The organism is Kitasatospora sp. NPDC054795 (assembly GCF_053611565.1).
Genome location: NZ_JBSHAP010000003.1, coordinates 124,390 through 148,106 on the forward strand (window position 1 = coordinate 124,390; position 23,717 = coordinate 148,106).

The following is a 23,717-nucleotide window of genomic DNA, read 5'->3' on the forward strand; positions in this document are numbered from 1 at the left end:
CCCGTCGAGGAGGGCGGTGTACGGAGCGACCCCGGGGCTTCGGCCCCGGCCGAGCCCCTACTCCTTGACGACGTTCCGCGGGCACCGCCGGGTTCCCGAGGTGCCCGGGTAAGGATCTGGTGAAGAAATGATCAGCGGCCCGGACGGTGGGCGCAGTCGGCCGGATCGCCGGCGGCCAACGTGGCGGTGATCACCAGGGTGCCGTCCGCGGCCCGGAAGTCCAGCGGCGCGCCCAGCCGGCGCATCGCGGCGATCAGCCCGCTGTTGGTGCCGTGGGTCACCGCGTACACCGTCCGCACGTCGGCCGACCGGGCCGCCGCCGACAGCCGCCGCAGCAGCGCCAGACCCAGCCCGTGGCGCTGCCAGGCGTCCTCGACCAGGACGGCCAGCTCGGCCTCGCCGTCGTCCCACATCAGATGCCCGAGCGCGACCAGCCGCCCGTCCGGGGCGGTCACCGCGAAGCTGCGGCCGTGCCGGGGGTCCAGCAGGTGGTCCAGGTAGCGGCCGGCGTCGCGGACCGGGCCGTGGTAGCGCTGCCGCAGCGAGGCGGGGGAGCAGCGGCCGTGCATCGCCAGCGCCGCCGCCCGGTCGGCCGGCCCGGCCGGACGCAGCAGCAGCCCGGTCCCGTCCGGCAGGGACAGCCGGGACGGGGCGTCCGGCGTCCGGGCGGCGCGGGTCGCGGGCGGGTGCGGCCGGACGGTCCGGTACGGCCCGCCGGTGAGCGCGGGCGGCCGGGTGGCCTGGCCCTCGGGCGCCGCGCACCTGCGGTCGGACCTGCGGAAGGGCCGGTGCCAGAGCCGTTCGGGGCGCGTGCGTGATGCCTTCATGCCGCCGACGCTACCGACGGTGCGCTTCCGTTCGGTTACGTGATCGTGAACGCGCGAATGCCCCGGGGCGTGGTCGGCGGCCCGGGACCGGGCGGGCCCCGGCCCGGGACTGCGGGCCGGCCGGCCGGGACGGTGTCGGCGCAGGTCACGGCCGGTGCCTCAGGCGGGTGGGACGGCGGGCGGCCGACGGTGGATTGCGTCCCGGTGCTCCTGGTGAGCAGGAGGCCGGGCCCCGTACGTCCACGTACCGAAGGCCGTTCCCATGCGTGACACCCCGTCCGTCCCCACCACCACCACCGACACCACCACCACCGCCGCCGCCACCACCACCGCCACCCCCGTCGTCCCGCACGCCCGCCGCGCTCCGGCCGGCACCGCGCTCACCGGCCTGCTCGACCGGCAGGCGCGCCTGCGGCCCGACGCGCCGGCCGTGCTCGGCGCCGGCGGCGGCCTCAGCTTCCAGGAGCTCGTCGGGACCGCCCGCCGGCTGGCCGAGCGGCTGCGCCGCCTGGGCGCCGGCCCGGACGGCTGCGTCGGCCTGTACGTCGAGCCGTCCGTCGAGCTGGTCGCCGGAGCCTGGGGCGTGCTGTACGCCGGGGCCGGCTACCTGCCGCTGTCGCCCGAGTACCCCGAGGACCGGATCCGCTACATGATCGAGGACAGCGGCACCGGCATCGTGCTCACCCAGGCGCACCTGCGCGAGCGGCTGGCCGCGCTGGCCCCGGCCGGGACGGCGGTCCTCGCCGTCGAGGACGCCCCGCCGCCGCGGGACGCGGAGGGGCGGGAGCCCGTCGAACCGGAGTCGCTGGCCTATGTGATCTACACCTCGGGCAGCACCGGCCGGCCCAAGGGCGTGATGATCGAGCACCGCTCGGTGGTCTCCCAGCTGCACTGGATGCACTCCGCGGGCCACCTCGACCCCGAGGTGACCGTGCTCCAGAAGACCCCGATGAGCTTCGACGCCGCGCAGTGGGAGATCCTCGCCCCGGCGGTCGGCGCCCGGGTGGTGGCCGGCACCCCCGACCTCCACCGCGACCCGGAGGCGCTGGTCGCCGCCGTCCGACGGCACGGGGTGACGGCGCTCCAGTGCGTGCCGACCCTGCTCCGGGCGCTGCTGGACACCGAGGGATTCGCCGGGTGCACCGGCCTGACCAGGGTGTTCTCCGGCGGCGAGGCGCTCTCCCGGCGGCTCGCCCGCGACCTGGGCCGGGCCCTGCCGCAGGCCGCCCTGGTCAATCTGTACGGCCCGACCGAATGCACCATCAACGCCACCTCGCACCTGGTGGACCCGGCCGATCCGGCCGACGGCGCCGGATCGGTGCCGATCGGGCGCCCGGTGGCCGACACCGACTGCTACGTCCTCGACGAGGAGCTGGTGCCGGTGGCCGCCGGAGGCGTGGGCGAGCTGTACATCGGCGGCGTCCAGCTGGCCCGCGGCTACCTGAACCGGCCGGAGCTGACCGCGGAGCGGTTCGTCCGCTCCCCGTTCGCCCCCGGCGAGCGGCTGTACCGCACCGGCGACCTCGTGCGGTGGAACCCGGACGGCACCCTCCAGTTCGCCGGCCGGGTGGACAACCAGGTCAAGCTGCGCGGGTACCGGGTCGAGCTGGACGAGATCGCCCGCGCGATCGAGGAGCACACGTGGGTGCGCCGTGCGGCCGCCGTCGTCACCGGGGACGGCCGCACCGGGCACCCGAACCTGGTCGCCTGCGTCGAGCTCAACCCGCGCGAGGCCGCTCTGATGGACCAGGGCGTCCACGGCGGCCACCACCAGTCCAAGGCCAGCAAGCTCCAGGTCAAGGCCCAGCTGTCCGACCCGGGCCTGCGCGACCGGGACCGCTCGGCGGGCCGCGAGCGGGTCGAGCTGCCCGGCCGGAAGGAGACCGCGGCCCAGCGCCGGGAGGTCTTCGCCCGCAAGACCTACCGCTTCTACGACGGCGGCGCGGTCACCCGGGACGACCTCACCGCGCTGCTCGCCCCGCGCCCGGCCGGCACCTTCGGCTGTGACCCGGAGCTGCTGAGCCTGCCCGAACTCGGCCGCGTCCTGCGGTGGTTCGGCCAGTTCCACAGTGAGGAGCGGCTGCTGCCCAAGTACGCCTACGCCTCGCCCGGCGCGCTGTACGCGACCCAGCTGTACCTGGAGACCGGCGGCCTGGACGGGCTCGCGGCCGGGCTGTACTACTACCACCCGGTCGAGCACACGCTGGTCCGGATCGGGCCGGCCGAGACCCGGGCCGAGGCGTACCTGACGCTGCACTTCTCCGGGAAGCACGGCGCGGTCGAACCCGTCTACCGCAACAACATCCGGGAGGTGCTGGAATTCGAGACCGGCCACATGCTGGGCGTCCTGGAGGAGGTGCTGCCCGAGTACGGGCTGGACGTGCGTCCGCTCGGCCTCGACCCGGCCGTCAAGGACCGGCTGGACGTCGCCGAGGAGGACCACTACCTGGGCGGCTTCGCGGTCGTCCGGGCCGGCGGCCCGGCCCGGGCCGAGCGCACCGAGCTGTACGTCCAGGCCCACCAGGACCGGGTGGACGGCCTGCCGGGCGGCCTCTACCGGTACGCCGACGGCGAGTTGACGCACATCTCGGACGAGGTGGTGGAATCCCGGCACGTGATCGCGATCAACCAGGCCGTCTACGCCCGGGCCGCGTTCGGCATCACGGCCGTCGGCCGCGCCGAGGAGGAGTGGCTGGAGTACATCGCGCTCGGCGCGGTGCTGCACCGCCTCCAGCGCAACGGCCTGTCCCTGGGCTTCATGTCCTCCGGCTACAGCTCCAAGTCCGGCCACCCGCTGCCCGCTTCGCGGCGCATCGACGAGATCCTGGCCGGCCTCGGCATCACCCCCGGCCCGTCGTACTTCTTCCTCGGCGGCAGGGTGAGCGAGGAGCAGATCAGCAGCGAGGGCATGCACGAGGACACCGTCCACATGAAGGGCCCGGCCGAGATCATCAAGGACGAACTGGCCACCCTGCTGCCCGACTACATGCTGCCCAACCGGGTGCTGGTGACGGACGCCCTGCCGCTCACCGCGAACGGCAAGGTGGACCTCAAGGCGCTGGCCGCCTCGGAGGCCGTCCGCACGGCCGACGTGCGCGGCGAGTACGTCGCCCCGGCCACCGGGTACGAGCGGTGGCTGGCCGAGGCCTGGGGGCGGGCGCTGAGGTACGAGGACGTCTCGGTGACGGACGAGTTCTTCGCCGTCGGCGGGAACTCGCTGATCGCCGTCGCCCTGGTCCACCGGATCAACCGGGAGTTCGGCATCGCCCTGCCGCTCCAGGTGCTCTTCGAGTGCCCCCGGCTGGGCGAGCTGGCCGCGCGCGTCGAGCGGGCGTGCGGCGAGGGCGGCGCGGGCAGGGCAGGAGGCGCCGGTTCGCGGCTGATCCGGTTGCACCCGGGAGCGGCCGACCGGGCGGTGTTCTGCTGGCCCGGACTGGGCGGCTACCCGATGAACCTGCGGCTGCTCGGCCGGGAGGCGAGCGGGGAGCGGGCCTTCTACGGCATCCAGGCGCACGGCATCAACCCGGGCGAGACGCCGTACCCGACCATCGGGGAGATGGCCGCCGCCGACGTCGCCGAGCTGCGCCGGGTGCAGCCGCGGGGGCCGTACACGCTGTGGGGCTTCTCCTTCGGCGCCCGGGTCGCCTTCGAGGCGGCCTGGCAGCTGGAGCGGGCCGGGCAGCGGGTGGAGCGGCTGCTGCTGATCTGCCCGGGCAACCCGAAGGTGCGCCGGGCCGACGGCGAGCGGTGGGGCCGCGAGGCCTCGTACGCCAACCCGGGGTACCTGACCATCCTGTTCGGGGTGTTCGCCGGCCGGATCAGCGGCCCCGAGCTGGAGCGCTGCCTGGCCGACACGGTGGACGAGCCCACCTTCGTGGCCTCCGTGCACCGGATGCTGCCGGAGCTGGACGAGGAGCTCATCCGGCGGATCACCGGGATCGTCGGTGAGACGTACGAGTTCGAGTACAGCTTCCGCGAACTCGCCGAACGGCGGCTGGACGCGCCGGTGACCGTCTTCAAGGCCGCGGGCGACGACTACTCCTTCATCGAGGGCAGCACCGGCTACTCGGCCGCCCCGCCCACCGTGGTCGACCTGGCCGGCGACCACTACGGGGTGCTGCGGGAGCACGGGGTGGGCGAGCTGGCCGCCGCGATCCGGGAGGTGGAACGGACGGTCCCCGGGGAGCTCCCGGACCGCTGATCGGATGATGTGGACACGCTCACGGACGGCCCAGGATCCGTGAGCGGGGAAGCCCCTTCGGGTAGGGATGGCTCGGCTTTCCGCCGATCCCGATTCCCTACCGAAGGGGCTTCCCGATGTCCGTTCAGTCGTCCGTTCAGTCGTCCGTTCCGCGGTCCGGTCCGCCGTCCGCTCCCCGGTCCGTGAAGAACTCCGCACTGGCCACGGCCTGTTGCGCCCTGCTGCTCGCCCTGCCGCTCGCCCTCGCCCAGCCGGCCGCTGCCGCCGCCGAGCACAACGGTCCCAAGACGCCCGAGGAGGCCGCGGCCTGCCACCAGGTGCTCGGCGCCCTGCTGGGCGGCTTCGGGCCGATGCTCGGCAACGCCGTGTGCGTCGTGCAGCCCGCCGACCAGGGCTGACGCCTCCCGGGATGCCGCCGCCGGCGGCGGCCGCCCTCCTCGGGCCGCCGCCGGCACGCACCCTGGAGATCCGCGCCCTCGTCGAGGTCGGGGCCGAGCCCAAGGCCAGGGACGAGCACTGAGCCGGATCCCGGGGCCGCTCCGCCCGAAGGGGAGGGTCCCGGGTGCGGCGGGCGGGGGCCGGGCCGAGGATGAGCGGGTGGGGGCGAGAAGGGAGCGGGACCATGAAGGAGTTCCTGGTCGAGATCACCACCGCCGTACCCGAGGGGACCGCCGAGGAGGAGGTCGACCGGCGGCGCGCCGCCGAGGCCGTCCGGGCCCGTGAGCTGGCCGCCACCGGCCACCTGGCCAGGCTGTGGCGCCCGGTCGGCGAACGGCGCAGCCTCGGCGTCTGGCGGGCGGCCGACGAGGCGCAACTGCGCGCGGAGGTGCTCGGCAGCCTTCCGCTGTGGCCGTGGATGACCGCCGTGGTGACCCCGCTCGAACCGCACCCCAACGACCCTGGCCCGGCCTGAGGCGACGGCTCAGGCGATGCGGGTCGGCGCGTCCTGGAGGGTGTGGCCGGTGGTGGTCAGCAGCGTCGTCAGAGCGGCCGGGGTCACCGAGTGCTCGGTGCGGAGGAAGAGCTCCTGGGGGTGGAGGGAGAGCAGGGTGATCCGGTGATCGGCGAGGGTGGTGGGGGTGTGGGCGAGGAGGGTGGTGCGGACGCGCCAGAGGGTGGTCGGGGGCGGGGCGTGCGGGGACACCCAGGCGTGCAGGAGGGTGACGGCGAGCAGGGCGAGGGCGGAGCCGACGAGGACGGCCGGGCCCTCGGGGCCGTGGACGACGACCTTCGCGATCAGGTCGGCGGCGGTGACGGAGAGGAAGACGGCGGCGAGTTCGACGGTGTCACGGCGCCAGTGGCGGGTGCGGCGGGCGCGGGGACCGGCGGGGGCGCGGAGGGCGTCGGGGGCACCGGGGGCACGGCGGGGAGAGGGCTTCGAATGCTCCATGCCGCCACCGTGCCCGACCGGTGTTTCCCGGTCGGGCATCCGCCGTGACCAGCCGGTTACGGTCCGCGCCGGGCTGTTACGGGAGGAACGCGGGGGGCCGCCGCGGGAGGCCGGGCGGCGTCCGGTGGCCTATCCGAGCAGCTCGCGGGCCGCGGCCCTGACCTCGGCGAGCAGGAGGTGGAGGTCGGCCTCCGCCGTGGCGGCGTTGAGGAGGCAGGCGCGGAGCATCTCGGCGCTGCCGAGGCGGGCGCCGGTGACGAAGACCCGGCCGCGCCGCTGGACGGCGGCGGGGAGGTCGCGGTTGAGGGCGTCGCGCGCGGTCCCGTCCAGGCCGGGGGCGCGGTGGCGGAACGCCACGATCGAGGTCTGCACCTCGGCGAGCAGCTCCAACTCCTCGTCGGCCTGGACGAGTTCGCCGAGCCGGCGGGCCAGTGCGGTGCACCGGGCGATGTCCCGGGCGAGGCCGGCGCGGCCCTTGTGGGCGATGGTGGCCCAGACCTTGAGGGCCCGGAAGGGACGGGTCTGCTCGGTGCCGTACTCGGAGAACCAGCCGAGCGCGCCGGCCGCCTCGTCGCGCAGGTAGGACGGGACGAGGCTGAAGGTGCCGCGCAGCTCCGCGGTGTCGCGGACCAGCGCGCAGCCGCAGTCGACCGGGACGCCGAGCCACTTGTGCGGGTCGAGGGCGAGCGAGTCGGCCCGCTCCAGGCCGGCGTAGCGGTGGGCGATGGCCGGGTCGAGCCGGCCGAAGGCGCCGTACGCGCCGTCGACGTGCAGCCAGAGGCCTTGCTCCTCGCAGAGGTCGGCGATCGGGCCGAACGCGTCCACCGCGCCGGTGCCGACGGTGCCCGCCGAGGCGACGACCAGGAAGGGCAGCAGGCCGGCCGCGCGGTCGCGCTCGACGGCTGCGCGCAGGTCGGCGGTGTCCAGCCGGCCGTCGGGGCCGGAGGCCACGGTGCGCAGGTGCCTGCTGCCGAGGCCGAGGAGTTCGGCGGCCTTGCGGACGCAGGAGTGGGTCTCGCCGGTGACGTAGCCGACCAGCGGCGGCAGGCCCGCCAGGCCCTCCTCGCGGACGTCCCGGCCGGCCCGCCGGGCGGCCCGGTCGCGGGCCGCGGCGAGGCAGACGATGGTCGCCATCGAGGTGCCGGAGGTGAGCAGGCCGCCGCCGGCGGGGTGGGGGAAGCCGACCAGTTCGGCCGTCCAGCGGACCACGGCGCGCTCCAGGTGGACGTCGGCGTGGTCGCCGCCGGCCGAGCTGGGGTTCATCGCGGAGGCGGCGAGGGTGGCGAGCACCCCGGCGGGGGCGGGGGCGGAGTTGACCCAGCCGAAGAAGCGCGGGTTGCCGTTGCCCATCGGGTACGGCAGGACGTCGCGTCCGATGGCGCCGATCAGCTCGTCGAGCGGGCGGCCCTCGGCGGGCAGCGGGGCGTCGAGCAGGGCCCGGCGGGCGGTCTCGTCCATGGGCTGCCAGACCGGGCGGCCGGGCAGCCCGGCGAGGTAGTCGGAGACCAGGTCGGCGGTGGCGTGGGCGGCGCGGCGGAAGTCGGTGCCAGGGAGGTCGGTACCGGGGAGGTCGGTGCCGGGGAAGTCCTCGGTGGTCATGGCGTGCTCCAGGGAGGCCGGGGGACGGGCTGGGCGAGGCGCGGCGTCCTTGGCGCACCCTGATCAGGCGATGATCGGGCGATCCTACGCATGAGGGCCCGCGCCGTGCGGCGCGGGCCCTCGTACCGGGACCGGGGTGTCGGCCGGGAGACCGGGGCGTCAGTCCAGCGAGCCGGACAGGCCGCTCGCCGAACGGCAGTACCCCTGCATCTCCTTGTTGGTGATCTTGGCGCAGAGCCGTCCGGCCGCGCCCCCGTCCGTGTAGTTGACCGTGTAGTAGCTGACCAGGCCCTCGGCGCAGGCCTTGCGCTGCCAGCCGTCGGCGGCGGTGGCGCACTGCTCGGCCGCCCAGTCCTCGCGGTCCAGGTTGTACTTCATGGTGCGCGAGCCGACACCGCGGCTGCAGTCCACCGCCCCGCCGCTCGCCTTGCCGTTGAGGCACCACTTGAGGGCCTCGGCGTAGACCTCGGGGTGGTTCGGGTAGTCGTGCGAAGACAGGAAGAAGGTCGGGGCGTAGAAGAAGCAGGCGGACTGGAACAGCGCCGGCTGGTCCTTGCACGGGTAGAGCGGGTCCTGGGCGAGCTTGTCGGCGGGCAGGTTGGCCTTGGCCAGCTCGTCCTCCTCGTCCGGGCCGAAGAGCTGCATGAACAGGCCCTCGGAGCAGCGGATCCGGTTCTGGTCGGACGGGAACTTGTTGCACAGGTCGCGGGCCTTGGCGACGTCCTGCTTGACCACGAACATGGTGCCGTGGCCGACGCCGTGGATGCAGGGGCCGCTGTTCTTGGGCGCGCAGAGCTTGAGCAGGTCGGTCTCGGGCTGGGCGGAGGCGTTGAGCATCTCCTCGACCGCGCCGTGCAGGTAGCCGGCCGCGCAGGTCTCGTGCGGGAAGGAGATGACCTTCTGGAAGTCGGCGTTGAAGCGCTTGACCGCCGCGTGGCCGAGCTCGTGCGCGATCGGGTGGCAGAAGCGCACGGTGTACGGCTTCTCCTTGGTGATCCTGTCGAGGTCGGCCAGGGCGACGCCGGGGTCGGTGGCGTCCATCTCGGCCATCAGCTTGTTGCGCAGCGTGGAGCGGGTCCACACCGCGGGGTCGCCGGTCGGGGTGGCGCTCGCGGGCCCGGCCACGGCCGGCCGGGCGCCGGTGGCGGGGACCCCGGGGGTGACGGCGGCGGGGGCCGCGCCGGACGCCGCGGGCGACCAGTCGGTGACGGCCACCGATCCCAGGCCCAGGACGCCCAGGAGCAGGGCGGTGAGAATCGCGAAGACTCGCGGCTGCATGACGGGATCCCCCGGCGGATCGAGGTGAACGTTTCGCTCCCATCCTGACGGCAGATGAGCGGTTAATCCGCGAATTCGCCCGCCATTCGGGAGGTGTCGGCGACGCTATCGCACGGTCGGACCGCCGGGACCGGCGGGATACTCCCCCTCACAATCACCCGGACGGAGTATGGGGGCGCGGGCGCGGGCCACTGCGCCGTCCGAGTGGTGGTACCCGCGCCCCGGTGCCCCGCGCGCCGCCGTTCGGGTGCTCCGGTGTCCTCCTCGTGCTGCCGTTCCGGGGCTCCGGCGCTCACGGCCCCGGTGGTCGGGGCGCCGGGCCGCGACCGTTCACAGTTCCAGCGTCACCTGGTAGTCCGTCAGCCAGGCGTCGAAGTCCAGTGCGAGGTCGACGGCCAGCCGGACGGACTGCGGGTCGGTGTCCGGGGCGAGCGCGTCGGCGAGGCGCCGCCGGTCGAGCAGGTCCAGGGCCGGGGAGGTGCGCCCGGCGGCGAGCCGGGCGAGTTCGGCGCGCAGTTTCGCCGGGTAGTGCGGGTCCGTGGTGACCGGGTACGGGCTCTTCGGCCGTTCGGCGACCGCGGCCGGCAGCACGTCCCGGACGGCGGCGCGCAGCAGGCTCTTCTCCCGTCCGTCGAAGGACTTCATCGCCCACGGGGCGTTGAAGACGTACTGGACCAGCCGGTGGTCGCAGAACGGCACCCGCACCTCCAGCCCGTTGGCCATGCTCATCCGGTCCTTGCGGTCGAGCAGGATGCAGACGAAGCGGGTCAGGTTGAGGTACGAGATCTCGCGCATCCGGCGTTCCACCGGATCCGCCGCCGGCAGGTGCGGGACCTCGGCGATCGCGTCGCGGTAGCGGGCCCTGCGGTAGCCGTCCAGGTCGAGCTTGCGGAGCAGTTCGGCGTCCAGGAGGTGTTCGCGCGGGGTGGCCCCGCCGCCGGCGATGCCGGTGAGGCCGAGGGCCCAGGGGAAGTCCTCGACGGCGACGGTCTTCGGGTCGTGGAACCAGCGGTAGCCGCCGAAGAGTTCGTCCGCGGACTCGCCGGACAGCGCGACCGTGGAGTGGCGGCGCACGCCCCGGAAGAGCAGCAGCAGCGAGGTGTCCATGTCGCCGACGCCGTTGGGCAGGTCACGGGCGCGCAGTACGACGGAGCGCCGGGACGGGTCGGTCAGGTCGGCGGCGTTCAGCTCGACGACGCTGTGGTCGGCTCCGACGTGCGCGGCGAGCAGCCGGGCGAACGGGCCGTCCTGGGTCTGCCGGACGTCGTTGGCGTGGAAGGTCTCGCTCTGCCCGGCGAAGCCGACGGAGAAGGAGCGCACCGGGCCGGCCCCGGCGGCGCCCAGTGTCCGGGCGGCGAGGGCGGTGACGGCGCTGGAGTCCAGGCCGCCGGAGAGCAGTGAGCAGAGCGGGACGTCCGCCTCCAGCTGGCGGTGCACGATGTCGTCCAGCAGGGCCCGGACGGTGGCGACGGTGGCCTCCAGGCTGTCACGGTGCTCGCGCGCCTCCAGCGCCCAGTAGCGGCGGACCGACAGGCCCTCGCGGCGCACCCGGACGACGTGCCCGGGCCGGACCTCGTGGATGTCCCGGTACGGGGTGAGGCCGGGGGTGCGGGTGTAGCCGAGCAGTTCGCGCAGCCCGTCCAGGTCCACCACCGGGCGGACGGCGGGGTGGGCGAACAGGGCCTTGACCTCGGAGCCGAAGATCACGCCGTCCGGGGTGCGGTGGTAGTACAGGGGCTTGACGCCCATCCGGTCGCGGACCAGCAGCAGCTCCTCGCGCCGGACGTCCCAGACCGCGAAGGCGAACATGCCGTTGAGCCGCTCGGCCAGGTGCTCGCCCCACTCCAGGTAGGCGCGCAGCACGACCTCGGTGTCGCTGCGGGTGCGGAAGCGGTGCCCGGCCGCCTCCAGTTCGGCGCGCAGTTCGCGGTGGTTGTAGACCTCGCCGCTGTAGGTGAGCACGGCCAGCGTCCGGCCGTCGTGCTCGGCCGTCATCGGCTGGACGCCGCCCTCGATGTCGATCACCGCGAGCCGGCGGTGGCCGAGCGCGGCGTGCGGCTCCAGGTGGACGCCGCCGGCGTCCGGGCCGCGGCGGACCTGGGTGGCCGTCATCGCGTCGAGGACACCCCGTTCGGCGGTGAGGTCGCGCTCGAACGCGACCCATCCGGTGATCCCGCACATCAGCAAGCCTCCGGTCTTCCGCTTCGTGTTCAGGGGGTCACGCTACGTGCGGAGTTGGTGCCGCTTCAAGGGGCTTCCGGGAACGGGGGTGATCGGGTGGCCGTTCGGCGGTCGAATGTGAAGGAGGAGTGAATCCAGTCTGAAAGTCGTAATGTCTGCCCGATTTCGGGCAGAAACTTTGGCTTCGGCGGACCTGCCGACCTAGGCTCCTCACTCGTGCCGAGCTCACCCCACCCCCACGAAGACCTCCTCGCCCACCTCACCCGGACCAGCCCGCTCGGGCCCCGGGAGGCGGCGCGGGTCGTGGCGGAGGTGCTGGCGTACTTCTCCGAGAGCACCGAGGACTACGTGCGCCGCCGCCACACCGAGCTCCAGGCACGCGGACTGACCAATGAGCGGATCTTCGCCCGGCTCGCCGAGGAGCTGCCGCAGCGCCGGGTCTCGGCGCCGGAGCTCTCGGCCCGCCAGCTGCGGCGGATCGTCTACGGCTGAGCCGTCGTTCCCGACCTTCTGAAGACCTCGAAGAGGAGACCACGCATGTGCGGAATCGTGGCCTACATCGGCCCCAAGGATGCGACCCCCTTCCTGCTGGAGGGGCTGGCGCGGCTGGAGTACCGCGGCTACGACTCGGCCGGCGTCGCCGTCACCGGGCGCAGCGGCGGGATCAAGCTCCGCAAGGTGAAGGGGCGGGTCGCCGACCTGGCCGCCGCCGTGCCGGCCCGGTTCAAGGGCACCACCGGCATCGGCCACACCCGCTGGGCCACCCACGGCGTCCCCAGCGACGCCAACGCGCACCCGCACCTGGACAACGCCGAGCGGATCGCCGTCGTCCACAACGGCATCATCGAGAACGCCGACGAGCTGCGCGCCAAGCTCACCGCCGACGGCGCGGTGTTCCGCTCCGAGACCGACACCGAGGTGCTCGCCCACCTGATCGCCGCGAACGTCGCCGACGGCGTCGAGCTGGAGGACGCGGTACGGGCCGCGCTCGCCCGGGTGGTCGGCACCTACGGCATCGCGGTGCTCGACGGCGAGCGGCCGGACCGGATCGTGGTCGCCCGCAACGGCAGCCCGATCGTGCTGGGCATCGGCGAGAAGGAGATGTTCGCGGCCTCGGACGTCTCCGCGCTGGTCCGCTACACCCGCCAGGTCGTCCACCTGGAGGACGGCGAGCTGGCCACCGTCCGGGCCGACGGCTTCCGCACCTTCACCGCGGACGCCCGCACCACGCACCGCCAGCCGTCCACCGTGGACTGGGAGGTCGACTCCTACGACACCGGTGGCTTCGAGCACTTCCTGCTCAAGGAGATCCACGAGCAGCCCGGTTCGGTCGAGCGCACCCTGAGCGGCCGGCTCGACGAGCGCTTCGCCACCGCGCACCTCGGCGGCCTCAACCTGGACGCCCGGGAGCTGCGCGAGATCCGCCGGGTGAAGATCCTCGGCTGCGGATCGGCCTACTACGCGGGCGAGATGGGCGCGCAGCTGATCGAGGAGCTGGCCCGGATCCCCGCGCACAGCGAGCCGGCCTCGGAGTTCCGCTACCGGAACCCGGTGATCGAGGCGGACACCCTGTACGTGGCGGTCAGCCAGTCCGGCGAGACCTACGACACGCTGGCCGCCGTCCAGGAGGTCAAGCGCAAGGGCGGGCGGGTGCTCGGCGTCGTCAACACCGTGGGCAGTGCTATCGCCCGAGAGTGTGACGGCGGTATCTACCTGCACGCCGGTCCGGAGGTCTCGGTCGCCTCCACCAAGGCGTTCACCTCCACCGTGGTCGCCTTCGCGCTGCTCGCCCTGCACTTCGGGCGCATCCACGACCTGTCGCCCGCCGACGGGCGCCGGATCGTCTCGGCGCTCCAGGCGCTGCCGGACCAGATCCGCGAGGTGCTGGAGCAGAGCGAGGCCATCGCCGGGCTCGCCGCCGAGTACGCCGACTCCACCGGCATGATGTTCATCGGCCGGGTGCGCGGCTTCCCGGTGGCCCGCGAGGGCGCGCAGAAGCTCAAGGAGATCTCCTACGTCCACGCCGAGGCCTACCCGGCGAGCGAGCTCAAGCACGGCCCGCTGGCGCTGATCAGCCCCGAACTGCCCACCGTGGCACTGGTTCCGGACGACGAGCTGCTGGACAAGAACCTGACCACGCTCGGCGAGATCAAGGCCCGCTCCGGGCGGATCATCGCCGTCGCCCACCGGCGGCCGGAGGAGAAGCTCGCGGACCACTGCATCCTGGTACCCAAGAGCGAGCCCGAACTGGACCCGCTGCTGCTCAACATCCCGCTCCAGCTGCTGGCCTACCACGCCGCCGTCGCCCTCGGCCGCGACGTGGACAAGCCGCGCAACCTGGCGAAGAGCGTGACGGTGGAGTAGGGCCCCTCGCGGCGAGCGCCCCGGGAGCGGGGCGCTCGCATCGGACCCGCGGGTCCCGGTCGCTGTGCGGACGGCCGGGGCCCGCGTTCTCTCCTTGCGTGCTTTCAGATTGCGTGTTCTCAGAACACCGAGCACCCGGAGAGGGTGGTCAGGGTGTCCAGGGCGGCGACCGCGGCGACGGAGTTGCCGGCCTGGTCCAGGCGCGGGCCCCAGGCGCAGACGGCGGCGCGGCCGGGGAGTATGGCGAGGATGCCGCCGCCGACGCCGCTCTTGCCCGGCAGGCCCACGCGGAAGGCGAACTCGCCGGCCGCGTCGTAGGTGCCGCAGGTGAGCAGGACGGCGTTGATCCGCTTGGTCTCGCTGCGGGACATCAGCCGGGTGCCGTCGGCACGCACGCCGTAGCGGGCGAGGAAGGAACCGGCCAGCACCAGGTCGCGGCAGCTGGTGGCCACGGCGCAGTGGGCGTAGTAGTGCTCCAGCACGGTCTCGACCGGGTTCTGCAGGTTGCCGTGGCTGGCGATGAAGTGGGCCAGCGCGGCGTTGCGGTGGCCGTGTCCGGCCTCCGAGGCAGCGACCACCGGGTCGGTGTCGAGCAGCGGATTGCCGGACTCGCGGCGCAGGAACTCCCGTACCGCGCCCGAGGCGTCGCCGGTCATGGTCTGGAGGCGGTCGGTGACCACCAGGGCGCCCGCGTTGATGAACGGGTTGCGCGGGATGCCGTGCTCGGTCTCCAGCTGCACCAGGGAGTTGAACGGGTTGCCGGACGGCTCGCGGCCGACGCCCTGCCAGAGCGCGTCGCCGCCGTACGCCACCGCGAGGGCGAGCGAGAACAGCTTCGAGACGCTCTGGACGGAGAACGGCCGCTCCCACTCCCCGACGCCGTGCAGCTCCCCGTCGACGGTGGCGACGGCCATGCCGAAGGCCTCCGGGTCGGCGGTGGCCAGGGCCGGGATGTAGTCCGCCACCCGGCCCCGGCCCGCGGTCGCCCGGGCGGCCGCCTCGGCGGCCTCCAGCAGCACCGGCCAGTCCAGGATCTCCCCGCCGGGCACACCGTTCAACGCTTCTCCTCCACCGGCACCGACCGCGGACAGCACCGGGACCGGCAGCGGACACCGGCGGGACCGGCTGCGGACACGGGCGGGACCGGTCGCGCGGTGCGGGGCGTCCGGTCCGACCAGGATTATCCGTGTTCCGGACGCGGACCCGGTACGGGGGTCGGGCGCGGGCGGGTCACGGCGCGTTGGTGGGGGCCTGGACGGGCGGGCCGGTGAGCAGGGTGCCGGAGTCCGAGTACGGCCGGCCGTTGGGGACGCAGCCGTGCAGTCCCTTGATCTGCTGCATCATCACCGGCGCCGGGGCGCCCGGGCCGGGGCAGTCGACGTGGCCGTTGCCGAGGATGTGGCCGACCTCGTGGTTGACGGCGAGCGCGTGGTACAGCTCGGGCCGGCCCTGGTAGAACTCGGACAGCTCGGTCCAGCGCTTGAGGTTGATGACCACCTGGTGGGTGACGCCGCAGTTCACCCAGCCGCCGGTGTCCAGCCCGTACTGGCCGCAGATCCGGTCGGTGGACCTCGGGGTGGCCAGGTAGACGGTGAAGTCCACCGGGTCCGCGGGCACCCGCTGGAACGAGACCGTGCCGCCCGCCGCCCAACCGCGCCGGACGTCGCCCAGGACGGCGTCCACCTCGGCCGCGAACTGCTCCGGGCTCTCCGCGATCCCGTCCTCCACCCGCACCTTGTAGCGGTAGAGGCGTTCGCCGGTGCCGAAGCGGGCCGAGCCGCCGGACGCGGTCGTGAACGCCAGCCGGTCCCCGTCCCCGCCGCTCCACGGCTGCCACCAGAGCAGCCCGGCGGTCAGCGCCGCGGCCAGCGCGAGGGCGAGCACGCCGTGCCGGGGCTCGCAGCGGCGGAGCCGCGCGAGCGCCCTCAACGGCCCGCTCCCGCCGCGTCCGGGTGCGCGCGACAGGCCTCGGCGAGGCGGTCGGACCCGCCGTGCGGGGCGTCGTGGGTCATCGGGAGGGCGGTGGTGTCCGGTCGGTCGTGGATCGGGGCCAGGGTGGACATGGCGGAGGTGCTCCAGGACGGGATCGGCGGGCCGCGGCGGCCGATCGTCGGCCGGGCCGTCGCCCGGTCGTGCGAAAGGGTGGTACCTGGAGGAACGGGACGGGGCGCGGCGGCGGTTCAGGACGTGGCGCACGCCACGGCCCGGGCCCTGTCGGACGGCAGGCCCGGGCGGTTCCCGGATCCGCTCGATGGTGTCACCCGGGCGGCGTGTCCCTGGGCGGAGCCGTCGGAATCGGGTGTCGTAGGGCGGGCGGGTCGACCCGTCCGGGTCGGTTCGTCGGAGTCGACGCGTCGGGTTCGACCCGCCCGGGTCGAGCCCGTCCCGTCCGGAACGCCATCGGAGGCGCCGTCATGTCCACCACCGCCGTATTCGCCGTCGACGGCATGAGCTGCGGCCACTGCGAGAAGACGGTCAGCGCCGGGCTCGCCGTCCTGCCCGGCGTCACCGACGTCAGTGCCGACGCGCCGAGCGGCCGGGTCACCGTGGCCTCCGCGCAGCCGCTGGACGAGGCGCTGGTCCGCGGTGTGGTCGACGGGGCCGGGTTCACCTTCGTCGGGCGGGCCTGAGGACGGCGGCGGGGCCCGTCGGGTTCGGCTGTCGCCGAGGGGCCCCGCCGCTGTGCCGCGGGCCGGGCTCAGCCCATGCTCTTCGCGCCGTCCAGCGACTCCCGGATGATGTCGGCGTGACCGGCGTGCTGGGCGGTCTCGTTGGCGACGTGCAGCAGCACCCGGCGGGCCGACCACCGGGCGTCCCCCTCGAACCAGGGGGCCTTGGGCAGCGGCTGGGTGGCGTCCAGGTCGGGGAGGACCGCCACCAGCTCGTCGGTGCGGCCGGCCACCTCGGCGTAGTCCGCGAGGACGCCGGCCAGCGTCTCGCCGGGCAGCATCCGGAACTCGTCCGCGCGGCGGGCGAAGTCCTCCTCCGTCCAGCTGGTGAAGTCGGGCATCGCGGACGGGCCCTGCACGATGAACTCCGCCCAGGTCCGCTCGACGTTGGTCACGTGCTTGATCAGGCCGCCCAGACAGAGCTCGCTCGCACAGGTGCGCAGGCCGGCCTGCTCGTCGGTGAGGTCGCGGGTGGTGAAGCGCAGGAAGTGCCGCTGCTTCTCCAGGGCCACCAGGAGGTCGGCGCGCTCGCCGGTCAGGTTCTGGGCTGCGGAGGTCGTGGTCATCGTCAAGGCCTTTCGTTCGGGTCCTGCTCCCTCGGACAAGAACAACGCTACGGACCATTGCGGCCACTTCCTGTCCTGAATTCCGGGGAGAATCGACGCATGGCGAACACCAGCACCCGGACGCTTCGACTGCTCTCCCTGCTCCAGACCCACCGGTACTGGCCGGGCGACGAACTGGCCGACCGGCTCGGCGTCTCCGTCCGCACCCTGCGCCGGGACATCGACCGGCTGCGCGACCTCGGCTACCCCGTCGAGGCACAGCGCGGCGTCGACGGCGGCTACCAGCTGGCGGCGGGCGCGGCGCTGCCGCCGCTGGTGATCGACGACGAGGAGGCGGTGGCCCTCGCGGTCGGGCTGCAGGCGGCGGCCGAGAGCCCGGTGGAGGGGGTCGCCGAGGCCTCGGTGCGGGTGCTGGCGAAGGTCGTCCAGGTGATGCCCGCCCGGCTGCGCCGGCGGGTGGAGGCGCTGCGCGCGGTGACCGTCCCGGTGGACTGGGGGACGCCGACGGGCGCGGGCGTCGACCCGGACATCCTGACGGTGGTGGCGCTCGCCTGCCGGGACGACGAGCGGGTGCGGTTCTCGTACACGGCCGCCGACGGGCGCGGCACGGAACGGCACGTCGAACCGCACCGGCTGGTCTGCCTGAACCGCCGCTGGTACCTGGTCGCGTACGACCTCGACCGGGCCGACTGGCGCAGCTTCCGCCTCGACCGGCTCACCGCCCCCTCCGGCAGCGGAGCCCGCTTCGCCCCGCGCACCCTCCCGGCCGCCGACGCGGCCGAGTTCGTCCGCGCGGGCCTCAACGGCATACCCCGGCCGTACCTGGTGGAGGCGCTGATCGAGTCGCCGGCGGAGCACGTCCGGGCCAGGGTCGGCCGCTGGGCCACCGTGGAGCCCGTCACCCCGGACCGCTGCCGGCTGCGGATGACCGCCGACTCGCTCGACTGGCCCGCCATGGCCCTGGGCTCGCTCGGCGCCGAGTTCCAGGTGCTCGCCCCGGACGCGCTGCGGAGCCTGCTCGCCGAGTGGAGCGCCCGCTTCGCCCGCGGGTCGGTCGAGGGCGCGGAGTAGGGAGACGCGGGAGCGGGACGTCGGGCTCGTCGGCTCATCGGTTCGTGGTGCGGCGTGGTGGGTGGGCTGGGGAGCCGGTCAGGGGGCGACGGCGTCGAGGGTGGTGCGGAGGCGGGTGAGGGCGGCGGGGAGGGTGGGGAGCGGGGGCGTGGCGAGGGCCAGGCGCAGGGCGTTGGGGTGGTGGGAGGTGGTGGCGAAGGCGTCGGCGGTGGAGACCAGGATGCCCTCGGCGGCCAGGGCGGCGGCCGCGTGGCCGGGGCGCTGATGGGGTTCGAGGGTGAGCCAGAGGATGTAGGAGGTGGGGTGGGCGGTGGTGGTCAGGCCGGCCAGGGCGGTGCGGGCGACGGCCTGACGGGCGGCGGCGTCCGCGCGGCGTTCCCGTTCCAGGCGGGCGACCGTACCGTCGGTGAGCCAGCCGGTGGCGAGGGCGGTGATCAGGCCGGGGGCACCCCAGGCCGCCGTGCGCAGGGCGGTGGTGGCGGCCCGGAGCAGGTGGCCGGGCAGGACGGCGAAGCCGAACCGCAGGCCCGGTGCCACGCTCTTGGAGAGACCGGCCAGGTAACAGGTGCGCTCGGGGGCGAGGGCGTGCAGGGGTGGCGGCGGCGCGGCCTCCAGGAAGGCGTACGTGCCGTCCTCGATCAGGGTGAAGCCGTGGTCTGCGGCGAGCCGGACGAGGCGCTCGCGCTGTTCCGGGCCGAGCACCCAGCCGAGCGGATTGTGGACGGTCGGCTGGGTGTACACCGCCCGCACCGGCCGGGCGCGGCAGAGCCGGTCGAGCGCGTCGAGGTCCGGGCCCGCGGCGGTGACCGGGACGGGCGCCAGGTCCAGCCCGTGGGCGGTGGCGAGCAGCTTGATGCCCGGGTAGCCGAGGGCGTCCACGGCGAGGACGTCGCCGGGGCGGGTGAGCGTCCGCAGGACGCAGTCCAGGGCCTGCTGCGCCCCGCTGGTGAGCAGGACGTTCCCGGGTGCGGTGTCGATCCCGCGGTCCAGCAGGTGGGTGGCCACCGCGGCCCGGTCGTGCCGGTGGCCGCCCGGCGGGTGCTGGCGCAGCAGGGCTTCGGCGTCGCCGGAGGAGGCGAGCGCGCGCAGGGCCCGCCGCAACAGGTCGCCCTGCCCGGGGGAGAACGGCTGGTTGAAGGAGAGGTCGGCCACCCGGGGCACCGGGAGGGCGCGGGAGGGTTCGAGGCCGTCGTAGCCGGCGCGCAGCCGGACGAAGGTGCCGCGGCCCTGCTCGCCCACCACCAGTCCGGCGGCGGCCAGTTCGGCGTAGACCCGGGTGGCGGTGGCGAGGGCGATCCGCCGTTCGCGGGCGAGGGTGCGGTGGGTCGGCAGCCGTGCGCCGGCCGGGAGCGCGCCGGAGCGGATGGCGGTCGCGTACTCGTCGACGATGGCCTTGTAGGAGGGCGGTCGCACGGGTCACCTGCCGTTCCCGGGAGTGGAGGCACGGGCGTGCACGGGTGCGTACGGGCGTGTGCCCGAGTGTATCCAGGACAATAAGTGGATTGTCCTGGCCGGGTGTTCCTAGCCTCGTCACATCCAGCAGCGAGGCCAGGAACGGAGCACGCGCCCATGACCATCCGCAGCGAGCGGGACCGGCACGTCGTCACCCTCACCATCGACCGGGAGAAGAAGCTCAACGCCCTCGACTACCCGACGATCGACGCGCTGCTCGCCGAACTCGACCGGATCGACGCCGACGACACCGTCCGCGCCGTGATCCTCACCGGCGCCGGCGAGCGGGCGTTCAGCGCGGGGGCCGACATCCCGTCCCTGGCGGCCAGCGTCGCGGGCGGGCCCGAGCGGGCGCTGCGCGAGTTCGTCCGACGCGGGCACACCCTCACCCGGCGGATCGAGGAGTTTCCCAAGCCGGTCATCGTGGCCGTCAACGGCCTGGCCTACGGCGGTGGTTGCGAGATCACCGAGGCGGCCCCGCTGGCCGTCGCGGCCGAGCACGCGAGCTTCGCCAAGCCCGAGATCTCGCTCGGCTTCCCGCCGCCCTTCGGCGGATCGCAGCGGCTGCCGCGGCACGTCGGCCGCAAGCGCGGCTTGGAGCTGATTCTCACCGGCGACCCGATCCCGGCCGCCCGCGCCGCCGAGATCGGCCTGATCAACTCGGTCGTCCCGGCCGAAGAACTGATGGACACGGCACGGCACCTGGCCGAGCGGATCGTCCGGCACGCGCCGACCGCCGTGGCCGCCTGCCTGCGGGCCGTGACCCGGGGCATCAACCTGCCGATCGACGAGGGGCTCGCGGTGGAGGCGGCGGCCTTCGCGGCGACCGTGCCGACCGACGGCGTCCGCGACGGCATCCGGCGCTTCCTGGACCGCTCGTCCTCCGGCGCGGCCTCCTGAGGCGGGTACGGGAAATCCGTTGTCCGGTGGCGGTCGAGGGCCGATCATGACGGAATGCCGGATCTCCTCGCCCGCGTGACCGCCTTCCGTGCCGCCTTCGCCCGCCGCCAGGCGCAGGAGGTCCTCGAACTGCCGGAGTTTCCCGGAGTGTTCGCCGTCCGGAACGCCGAGTACGACCGCTCCGAGGAGCACAACCAACTGATCGTCGAGGGGCCGGGAACCGACCCGGCGGCGCTGCCCGGGCCGGCCGCCCGGTGGCTGGGGCCGCGCGACCGGTACCGCGTCACCGTGCTGGACCAGGAGTTGGGCGAGCAGGCCGCCCCGGTGCTGGCGGCAGCGGGGTGGGAGCGGCGGGGCGAGGTGATCCTGACCCGCTCGACGGACGGCTGCCCGCATCCCGAACCGGCCGCGCACCCCGTGGAGTTGGACGAGATACGGCACGCGGTGCTGCGTCAGCAGCGGGAGTGGACCGAGGACGAGGAGCTCGCCCGGCAGCTCACCGACCGCCGCGCCGCCCGGCTGCGCGGTGCCGCGCGGGTGCACTTCCTGGCGGTGCGGACACCGACCGGTGAGGTCGCGGCCTGGAGCGACCTCTACCTCGAACCGTCCGCCGGGCTCGCCCAGTTGGAGGACCTGGTGACCGGCTCCCGGCACCGCGGCGCGGGGCACGGCGGCACCCTGCTGGCGACCGGCCTGGCGCTGGCGGCCGAAGCCGGCATCCCCCGGCTGTTCCTGCTCGCGGACGCGGTGGACTGGCCGCGCGCGTGGTACGGCCGCCGGGGCTTCGCGGAGATCGGGCGCGGCCACTCCTTCTACGGCCACTGAGCCGCTACGGACAGGGAGCTTGGTACGGCACCGGCAGGGTGCCCGTACGACAGCACCGGCCATCATGGAGCCATGGACCGGTACGAGGACCTCCCCGGCGAGGTCAAGGTGATCGACACGCCCACCCTCCTGAGACTGCAGGAACGGGCGGAAGGGCTCGGCCTCTCCCAGCGGTTGGGCCGGGCGTGGGTGCGGGCCCATGCGGATCCGCAGGGACGGCACTGGCTGCGGCCGGCGCTGTGGCACGAGCTGACCCACCGCCCGGAGCTGCCCAGGCAGTTGCGCTGCGAGGCGGCGCTCGCCGTGCGGGGCGGGGACCGCGTGCGCAGCCTGCTGGACGTCCTGCCGGAAGACTTCGCCCCGCTGCGGACGGCGACCTCCCGGGACAGGGTGTGGATGCCGGTCGGAGGCGTCCTGTCGGCCGGGGACCGGTCGGCCTTGCAGGACGAGGGGTAGCGGCGGCCGGACGCCGGGTCAGTCCCTCCCCGCTCCGACGGCCGGCGGGGTGGTTTCGCGACCGCAGTGGGCGGCGACGGTGTCCGCGAAGGCGCGGGCGAGCGGGCCGAGGTTCTCCCAGTCCCGGACGGCCCAGCCGGCGGTGAGGGCGGGCAGGTCGGGCAGTGGGAGCAGCCGCAGGCCGGGGTGGCCGGGACCCTGCCACTGCGGGAGCGCGGGGACGACGGCGTGCCCGAGGCCGAGTTCGGCGAGCAGGATCGCGGTGTCCCAGTCCGCGACGCTGGTGTCGAAGACCGGCCGGACGCCCGACTTGCCGAGCCAGGCCTCGACCTGGGAGCGGGAGACGGAGTTCTGCGGCAGCCCGATCAGTCGGGCGTCCTGGAGGTCGGCGGGCGAGATCCGGGCCCGGCCGGCGAGCGGGTCGCCCGCCGCGACCGCGAGCACCCAGGGCAGGTCGACCACCGGCCGCTGGTCGATGCCCCGGGCCGGGACGCCGAGGGTGATCCAGGCGAGGTCGACCCGGCCGGCGTTGAGCGACTCCAGGCAGCTGCGACTGGAGACCTCCGTCTGGAACTCCAGGCTGACCTGGGGAAAGCGCCGCCGGAAGTCCACCACGGCCGCGGACATGAAGTGCCGGATGCTGGTGGCCCCGGTGGTGATCCGTACGGATCCGCCCTCGCCGCGCGCGAGTTCGGCGATCCGGTGCAGCGCGTGGTCGATGCTGCCGAGCCCGGCGGCGACCGCCGCGCACAGCAGGCTCCCCGCCCTGGTGGGGACGACCCCGCGCGGGTGGCGCTCGATCAGGGCGAGGCCGACCTCCCGTTCGAGCCGCTTCACGTGCTGGCTGACGGCGGACTGGGTGCGGTTCAGGTCGCGGGCGACGGCGCTGAGCGAGCCGGCCCGGCAGACCGCGGCGAAGACGCGGAGGTCGTCGATGGTCACGAAGACCCAAGGTATCGCTTGGGGATGCCCCAGTAAATCGGCGGATTGACTTGGATGTTCCGCGGGATCGATCATCGATCCAGGGCCCAGGGCGGCAACCCGCCCGCTGTCCTCGCCGGCGTTCCGGACGCCGTGGCGGGGGCACGGGCGGGTGTCGACCCGCATCCGTACAAGGCGATGTGCGCGCCGGTGCGCACATCGATGTCCAGGTTGCCGTTCACGTCGATGTGCACGTTCACGATGCGCATGTCGACGTGCGGGAGGGGTGATGTCGGGCGGGCAGGCCGATGTCCGTCACCCTCGAAGGCATCAAGGCGCGGCACTGGCGGAGCGAGGGGCCAGGGCCGGGCGGAGGGAGCGATGAGGTGGCACGTGTGAGCTGGGCGGGTTCCGAGGTCCTCTGGGTGGGACAGCTCGGTCGGCTGCTCGCCGTGGTGCGGGAGGTGGACGGTGAGCGGATCCTGCACATCGACGACTGGTCCACGGTGGTGGACGACCGGACCGAGATCCGGCACTCCGGTCTCGTGCGCTGCCGCCTCACCGTCCGCCGACCGGACCGGCCGCCGGTCGTGTTCCGCTACCGGCTGTCGTGGCTGGTCCCGGTGATGATCCTGCTGGATCCGACCTACGACCGGTGGGACGCCGAGCAGGACGGCCCGGGCCTGCTGCTGGTCGAACTGCTGGGCGGAACGGATGACTGGGAGTAGCCGATCCGTGTGGTGGGTCGTCAGTCGGCCGGTCGGGCACCGGGCCGGCGCAGTGCCGCCCGGGCCGGCGGCCACGGCGGCGTCGGAGAGCCCGGGTGTGCCCTGCGGGGTGACCACCGAGGTGGCGTGCTGCCGGACGGTCTCCTCCAGCGCGTAGCCGCCGGCCCCGCGGCGGCCGGGCGGAACGGATGACGGCCGGGTGGGCCGATAGGACGACCCCGCCCGCGGGGGTGCTGTGACGTAAACACAAAAAACACCCCAAGATAAAAATTTACCGCGGGGTTGGCGG

The 23,717-nt window shown here is 74.2% G+C and carries 22 protein-coding genes; 11 read left to right on the plus strand and 11 right to left on the minus strand.

What is annotated here, in order from left to right; genetic code table 11:
- Window positions 1-131: 131 nt before the first annotated feature.
- Window positions 132-827 carry a GNAT family N-acetyltransferase gene (locus ACWGJO_RS02140; RefSeq protein WP_452181725.1) on the minus strand — a complete coding sequence of 232 codons (696 nt, stop codon included), beginning with the start codon at window positions 825-827 and terminating at the stop codon, window positions 132-134.
- 262 nt (window positions 828-1,089) lie between these two features.
- Here ACWGJO_RS02140 and ACWGJO_RS02145 point away from each other — a divergent pair, with 262 nt between their 5' ends.
- The 3 genes from ACWGJO_RS02145 (at window position 1,090) to ACWGJO_RS02155 (ending at window position 5,941) form a co-directional block, all read left to right on the plus strand.
- A complete protein-coding gene (locus ACWGJO_RS02145) occupies window positions 1,090-5,028 on the plus strand; it encodes a non-ribosomal peptide synthetase family protein (protein WP_452181726.1) in 3,939 nt (1,312 codons plus the stop codon).
- Window positions 5,029-5,210: 182 nt separating this feature from the next.
- A complete protein-coding gene (locus ACWGJO_RS02150; RefSeq protein ID WP_452181727.1) occupies window positions 5,211-5,426 on the plus strand; it encodes a hypothetical protein in 216 nt (71 codons plus the stop codon).
- Between the two features lie 224 nt (window positions 5,427-5,650).
- Window positions 5,651-5,941: a muconolactone Delta-isomerase family protein gene (locus ACWGJO_RS02155; RefSeq protein ID WP_452181728.1), complete on the plus strand. Its 291-nt coding sequence runs from the start codon at window positions 5,651-5,653 to the stop codon at window positions 5,939-5,941.
- A gap of 9 nt (window positions 5,942-5,950) precedes the next feature.
- Here the strand turns inward: ACWGJO_RS02155 and ACWGJO_RS02160 are convergent, their stop codons facing one another.
- The 4 genes from ACWGJO_RS02160 to asnB all read right to left on the minus strand — a co-directional run bounded on the left by ACWGJO_RS02160 (window position 5,951) and on the right by asnB (window position 11,476).
- Window positions 5,951-6,418: a hypothetical protein gene (locus tag ACWGJO_RS02160; protein WP_452181729.1), complete on the minus strand. Its 468-nt coding sequence runs from the start codon at window positions 6,416-6,418 to the stop codon at window positions 5,951-5,953.
- Between the two features lie 129 nt (window positions 6,419-6,547).
- A complete protein-coding gene (locus ACWGJO_RS02165; RefSeq protein WP_452181730.1) occupies window positions 6,548-8,017 on the minus strand; it encodes a pyridoxal phosphate-dependent decarboxylase family protein in 1,470 nt (489 codons plus the stop codon).
- A 159-nt stretch (window positions 8,018-8,176) separates the two neighbouring features.
- The gene (locus tag ACWGJO_RS02170) at window positions 8,177-9,295 is read right to left on the minus strand and encodes a hypothetical protein (protein ID WP_452181731.1); all 1,119 of its coding nucleotides are present in this window, start codon (window positions 9,293-9,295) and stop codon (window positions 8,177-8,179) included.
- A gap of 330 nt (window positions 9,296-9,625) precedes the next feature.
- Window positions 9,626-11,476, minus strand: coding sequence for an asparagine synthase (glutamine-hydrolyzing) (gene asnB, locus ACWGJO_RS02175; RefSeq protein ID WP_452181732.1), 1,851 nt, complete (start codon window positions 11,474-11,476; stop codon window positions 9,626-9,628).
- Between the two features lie 216 nt (window positions 11,477-11,692).
- On the opposite strand from asnB, the gene ACWGJO_RS02180 reads away from it, so the two are divergent.
- Both ACWGJO_RS02180 and glmS read left to right on the plus strand, forming a co-directional pair.
- Window positions 11,693-11,968 (plus strand): hypothetical protein, encoded by a 276-nt coding sequence (locus ACWGJO_RS02180; RefSeq protein WP_359898466.1) that lies wholly within the window; start codon window positions 11,693-11,695, stop codon window positions 11,966-11,968.
- 45 nt (window positions 11,969-12,013) lie between these two features.
- A complete protein-coding gene (gene glmS / locus ACWGJO_RS02185) occupies window positions 12,014-13,840 on the plus strand; it encodes a glutamine--fructose-6-phosphate transaminase (isomerizing) (protein WP_452181733.1) in 1,827 nt (608 codons plus the stop codon).
- 119 nt (window positions 13,841-13,959) lie between these two features.
- Here the strand turns inward: glmS and ACWGJO_RS02190 are convergent, their stop codons facing one another.
- The 3 genes from ACWGJO_RS02190 to ACWGJO_RS02200 all read right to left on the minus strand — a co-directional run bounded on the left by ACWGJO_RS02190 (window position 13,960) and on the right by ACWGJO_RS02200 (window position 15,903).
- Entirely contained in the window at window positions 13,960-14,871 is a 912-nt protein-coding gene (locus tag ACWGJO_RS02190; RefSeq protein WP_452181744.1) for a glutaminase, read from the minus strand.
- 199 nt (window positions 14,872-15,070) lie between these two features.
- Entirely contained in the window at window positions 15,071-15,769 is a 699-nt protein-coding gene (locus ACWGJO_RS02195) for a DUF3152 domain-containing protein (RefSeq protein ID WP_452181734.1), read from the minus strand.
- On the minus strand, window positions 15,766-15,903 hold the full coding sequence (locus ACWGJO_RS02200) for a hypothetical protein (RefSeq protein ID WP_452181735.1): 138 nt from the start codon (window positions 15,901-15,903) through the stop codon (window positions 15,766-15,768). The genes ACWGJO_RS02195 and ACWGJO_RS02200 overlap by 4 nt, the downstream gene beginning before the upstream one ends.
- A gap of 351 nt (window positions 15,904-16,254) precedes the next feature.
- Between ACWGJO_RS02200 and ACWGJO_RS02205 the strand changes: the two genes are divergently transcribed.
- Window positions 16,255-16,470, plus strand: coding sequence for a heavy-metal-associated domain-containing protein (locus ACWGJO_RS02205; RefSeq protein ID WP_359898470.1), 216 nt, complete (start codon window positions 16,255-16,257; stop codon window positions 16,468-16,470).
- Window positions 16,471-16,538: 68 nt separating this feature from the next.
- Here ACWGJO_RS02205 and ACWGJO_RS02210 read toward each other — a convergent pair whose 3' ends face one another.
- A complete protein-coding gene (locus tag ACWGJO_RS02210; protein ID WP_452181736.1) occupies window positions 16,539-17,075 on the minus strand; it encodes a DinB family protein in 537 nt (178 codons plus the stop codon).
- Window positions 17,076-17,174: 99 nt separating this feature from the next.
- On the opposite strand from ACWGJO_RS02210, the gene ACWGJO_RS02215 reads away from it, so the two are divergent.
- A complete protein-coding gene (locus tag ACWGJO_RS02215) occupies window positions 17,175-18,146 on the plus strand; it encodes a helix-turn-helix transcriptional regulator (protein WP_452181737.1) in 972 nt (323 codons plus the stop codon).
- A gap of 78 nt (window positions 18,147-18,224) precedes the next feature.
- On the opposite strand, the gene ACWGJO_RS02220 is transcribed toward ACWGJO_RS02215, so the two are convergent.
- Window positions 18,225-19,559 (minus strand): aminotransferase-like domain-containing protein, encoded by a 1,335-nt coding sequence (locus ACWGJO_RS02220; RefSeq protein WP_452181738.1) that lies wholly within the window; start codon window positions 19,557-19,559, stop codon window positions 18,225-18,227.
- 156 nt (window positions 19,560-19,715) lie between these two features.
- On the opposite strand from ACWGJO_RS02220, the gene ACWGJO_RS02225 reads away from it, so the two are divergent.
- From ACWGJO_RS02225 to ACWGJO_RS02235, 3 genes are all read left to right on the plus strand, one after another.
- The gene (locus tag ACWGJO_RS02225; RefSeq protein ID WP_452181739.1) at window positions 19,716-20,498 is read left to right on the plus strand and encodes a crotonase/enoyl-CoA hydratase family protein; all 783 of its coding nucleotides are present in this window, start codon (window positions 19,716-19,718) and stop codon (window positions 20,496-20,498) included.
- Between the two features lie 54 nt (window positions 20,499-20,552).
- Window positions 20,553-21,323, plus strand: coding sequence for a GNAT family N-acetyltransferase (locus ACWGJO_RS02230; protein ID WP_452181740.1), 771 nt, complete (start codon window positions 20,553-20,555; stop codon window positions 21,321-21,323).
- A 72-nt stretch (window positions 21,324-21,395) separates the two neighbouring features.
- Window positions 21,396-21,779, plus strand: coding sequence for a hypothetical protein (locus ACWGJO_RS02235; RefSeq protein WP_452181741.1), 384 nt, complete (start codon window positions 21,396-21,398; stop codon window positions 21,777-21,779).
- Between the two features lie 18 nt (window positions 21,780-21,797).
- Here ACWGJO_RS02235 and ACWGJO_RS02240 read toward each other — a convergent pair whose 3' ends face one another.
- A complete protein-coding gene (locus ACWGJO_RS02240; RefSeq protein ID WP_452181742.1) occupies window positions 21,798-22,721 on the minus strand; it encodes a LysR family transcriptional regulator in 924 nt (307 codons plus the stop codon).
- A gap of 365 nt (window positions 22,722-23,086) precedes the next feature.
- Between ACWGJO_RS02240 and ACWGJO_RS02245 the strand changes: the two genes are divergently transcribed.
- Window positions 23,087-23,428, plus strand: a complete 342-nt coding sequence (locus tag ACWGJO_RS02245; RefSeq protein ID WP_452181743.1) for a hypothetical protein — start codon at window positions 23,087-23,089, stop codon at window positions 23,426-23,428.
- The last annotated feature ends 289 nt before the right edge of the window (window positions 23,429-23,717 follow it).

What these genes read in the sequence shown, in the direction of transcription:
- ACWGJO_RS02140 (WP_452181725.1), bottom strand. Translation starts at nt 827, where the DNA reads ATGAAGGCATCACGCACGCGCCCCGAACGGCTCTGGCACCGGCCCTTC.
- ACWGJO_RS02215 (WP_452181737.1), top strand. Translation starts at nt 17,175, where the DNA reads ATGGCGAACACCAGCACCCGGACGCTTCGACTGCTCTCCCTGCTCCAG.
- ACWGJO_RS02165 (WP_452181730.1), bottom strand. Translation starts at nt 8,017, where the DNA reads ATGACCACCGAGGACTTCCCCGGCACCGACCTCCCCGGTACCGACCTC.
- asnB (WP_452181732.1), bottom strand. Translation starts at nt 11,476, where the DNA reads ATGTGCGGGATCACCGGATGGGTCGCGTTCGAGCGCGACCTCACCGCC.
- ACWGJO_RS02230 (WP_452181740.1), top strand. Translation starts at nt 20,553, where the DNA reads ATGCCGGATCTCCTCGCCCGCGTGACCGCCTTCCGTGCCGCCTTCGCC.
- glmS (WP_452181733.1), top strand. Translation starts at nt 12,014, where the DNA reads ATGTGCGGAATCGTGGCCTACATCGGCCCCAAGGATGCGACCCCCTTC.
- ACWGJO_RS02210 (WP_452181736.1), bottom strand. Translation starts at nt 17,075, where the DNA reads ATGACCACGACCTCCGCAGCCCAGAACCTGACCGGCGAGCGCGCCGAC.
- ACWGJO_RS02170 (WP_452181731.1), bottom strand. Translation starts at nt 9,295, where the DNA reads ATGCAGCCGCGAGTCTTCGCGATTCTCACCGCCCTGCTCCTGGGCGTC.
- ACWGJO_RS02205 (WP_359898470.1), top strand. Translation starts at nt 16,255, where the DNA reads ATGTCCACCACCGCCGTATTCGCCGTCGACGGCATGAGCTGCGGCCAC.
- ACWGJO_RS02145 (WP_452181726.1), top strand. Translation starts at nt 1,090, where the DNA reads ATGCGTGACACCCCGTCCGTCCCCACCACCACCACCGACACCACCACC.
- ACWGJO_RS02155 (WP_452181728.1), top strand. Translation starts at nt 5,651, where the DNA reads ATGAAGGAGTTCCTGGTCGAGATCACCACCGCCGTACCCGAGGGGACC.
- ACWGJO_RS02160 (WP_452181729.1), bottom strand. Translation starts at nt 6,418, where the DNA reads ATGGAGCATTCGAAGCCCTCTCCCCGCCGTGCCCCCGGTGCCCCCGAC.
- ACWGJO_RS02225 (WP_452181739.1), top strand. Translation starts at nt 19,716, where the DNA reads ATGACCATCCGCAGCGAGCGGGACCGGCACGTCGTCACCCTCACCATC.
- ACWGJO_RS02235 (WP_452181741.1), top strand. Translation starts at nt 21,396, where the DNA reads ATGGACCGGTACGAGGACCTCCCCGGCGAGGTCAAGGTGATCGACACG.
- ACWGJO_RS02200 (WP_452181735.1), bottom strand. Translation starts at nt 15,903, where the DNA reads ATGTCCACCCTGGCCCCGATCCACGACCGACCGGACACCACCGCCCTC.